Origin of the sequence: Ensifer sp. ZNC0028 (genome assembly GCF_000799055.1) — a bacterium.
GTDB lineage: Bacteria > Pseudomonadota > Alphaproteobacteria > Rhizobiales > Rhizobiaceae > Ensifer.
In genome coordinates this window covers 1-2204 of record NZ_JTLA01000174.1, presented here as the reverse complement: position 1 = coordinate 2204, position 2204 = coordinate 1, and the positions used below count along the sequence as shown (strand labels likewise).

Sequence of the window (2204 nt, the reverse complement as noted above, 5' to 3'; positions counted from 1 at the left end):
CTCGCCGAGCCGCGTCGGCATCGGCTCGACGGGAAAGGTCGGCGCTGCCGAGAGGCGGGTATGCGGTTGCGGCAGGAAGCCGTGACGGGAGAGGATGGTGACCTCGCCGGCAAAGCCGTTGTCGCGAAGCTGCAGCAGGCGGTCGACCACCCGAACACCACTTCCGAGCAGCACAGTGTGGCGCGGCACGACGAGACGGCGCGCGCGCACTAGCGGCTTTTCCTCGTCGGCAACTTCCATCTCACCGCGACGCAGGCCAAAACCGGTCGCGAGCACAACGGCGTCACATTCCACCGTCGCGTTCTCCTGCACCACCAGAAAGCGCCCATTGGCCTGTTTGCGAAGACCAAGCACCGCCTGACAGGAGAGCTGCATCGAAATATCCGGCCGGCGCGTCAGCGCCTCGGAGAAGCGCTGATAGACATAATCGCTGAAGATGCTCTTCGGCACGAAGATCTGCTGGAACCCGGGAATGGCCGCCGGCACGGCGGCGCGAAACTCGGCATTGGCCGCCAGCCAGTCGTTGAAGTCTTCGGGCTGACCGGCGGCCACTGAAAGATCACGAACACGACTGTTGAGGATTTCACCGCTCTGGGCGGTGGCCAACACCTGGCCGCCACTGATCGTCGGTTGCGGGTCGAAGAGATGGACGTGAAAGGCGGCCCGCACGGACTTCATCAGGGCGATAGCCATCATCACGCCGGAAAAACCGCGGCCGACGATGGCGATATGCGGCTTGCCCCTGGGGGCCCCTTCCGTCGGAGACGTCTTGGCAAACAATCCATGGACAGTCATGTGCACTCTCCTATGGCCGGCCTCGCCGGCAAAGTTTGAAATGCATGGCTGTTTCGGTCCTCAACGCAGACACCGACCGAATTGTAAGGCTATCGGCGACCACCCGCAGGGTCGCGCGAAGATATCGTCCGCCGCATCGACGGTCGAGCCCGTATGTCCTATCCCGGCTGGCCTGGCACCTTGGCACATGCGCATCCCTAGACGGTATACTCTATAAACTTTGTGCGTTATTAGAGCGTGAAACGGCGCAGACATCAAGGGCCGCGTGGCAATGGCCGCCCGAAGCGGTCTCCGGCGTCACACTCTGGGGCGGTCAGGCCACGCCGTTTGGCAAGGGCAACCGCTCCGAAAGCTCGCCCGGCTGGCCGCGAGTGGTCTCGCGGCGCGAAATGCCGTTCAATACCCTCAACAGGTCATAACCATGCGACCAGCGGCCATAGCCACTGGCGATGTTGATATGGCCGGCATGGCCGAGATCGATGAGGCGACTGCCCCAGCGGGTCGAAAAATGGCGCAGGCGGTCGAAGGGCATATAGGGGTCGTTCAGGCTTCCAACGACAAGGCTCGAAAAAGGCAACGGCAGGTCCGGCATCGACCCGAAGTCGATGGCGCCCGGATGAAGCCGATCGGTCGGACCGAGATCGCACGGTGCGACGAGCAAGGCGCTACGCACCTGCCGGGCGAGCGGGCGCCGTACCAGATTGGCGACCAGAAGGCAGCCGAGGCTGTGTGCCACCAGATCGACGGTACCATGCCGGAAGATCTCGTGTTCGAGCCTGTCGCGCCAGAGATCGAGCCTTGGTCGGTCCCAGTCGTCCTGTTCGACGAGGACGGCGTGCGGATTGTCATTCAGCCAATGGCGCTGCCAATGGCCGCTGTTCGATCCGAACAACCCGGGAATGATGAGCGTTGTTGCCATGACATCAACCGCTTACGAGAATGTTTCAAAGTGACGGTCGCGCATTCTGCCCCGCCCGGTTCGTAGCTCGATTATGGAAGAGCGAAATGCAGCGCGTAAGCAAGGAACATTCAATATCTATAAATTCTATAGCATAACTTTTCAGTCGCATCGTTCACGCGCCATCATTTTAGATGTCAGGCATGGAACAATCTTGGGAGCAGAGTGTTTCTATTGACGCGGTCAGAAGCGAAATCAGTTTCTCTTACGGCCGCCGAAGCGTCAAAAATTTGCGTTGTTGGAGCCCATGAAATTGGTAGTTTGGCGCCGAAAGATACCGGCGCTCAAACAAGCCGGCCAACCGGCGGTTTGAAGATCGGTTTGGATGAGGGGATAGCGCAGCCGCTCGCGGCTGCGGGGCCAAGAGGTGACCGAAAGGTGACGGAGCGACGCAATGGGAACCGGTGGCGATTTCGCCAGCCGAGTGTTTTGCCTGGATTTGGATTGTCGC

Annotated in this window: 3 protein-coding genes; all 3 read right to left on the bottom strand. The window is 60.7% G+C overall.

Translation table 11 applies throughout. The annotated features are described in order from the left end of the window. Window positions 1–795, bottom strand: a 795-nt coding sequence (locus tag L981_RS31540) for an FAD/NAD(P)-binding protein (protein ID WP_043626236.1), incomplete at its 3' end; no start/stop codon positions are given. A gap of 313 nt (window positions 796–1108) precedes the next feature. Then, window positions 1109–1714: an alpha/beta hydrolase gene (locus L981_RS31535; protein ID WP_043626232.1), complete on the bottom strand. Its 606-nt coding sequence runs from the start codon at window positions 1712–1714 to the stop codon at window positions 1109–1111. Between the two features lie 261 nt (window positions 1715–1975). Further along, a partial coding sequence (locus L981_RS35420; protein WP_210166428.1) for a hypothetical protein occupies window positions 1976–2204 on the bottom strand: 229 nt, incomplete at its 5' end.

Excerpts from the sequence above, each read along its gene's own strand:
- L981_RS31535 (WP_043626232.1), bottom strand. The coding sequence starts at position 1,714 with ATGGCAACAACGCTCATCATTCCCGGGTTGTTCGGATCGAACAGCGGC.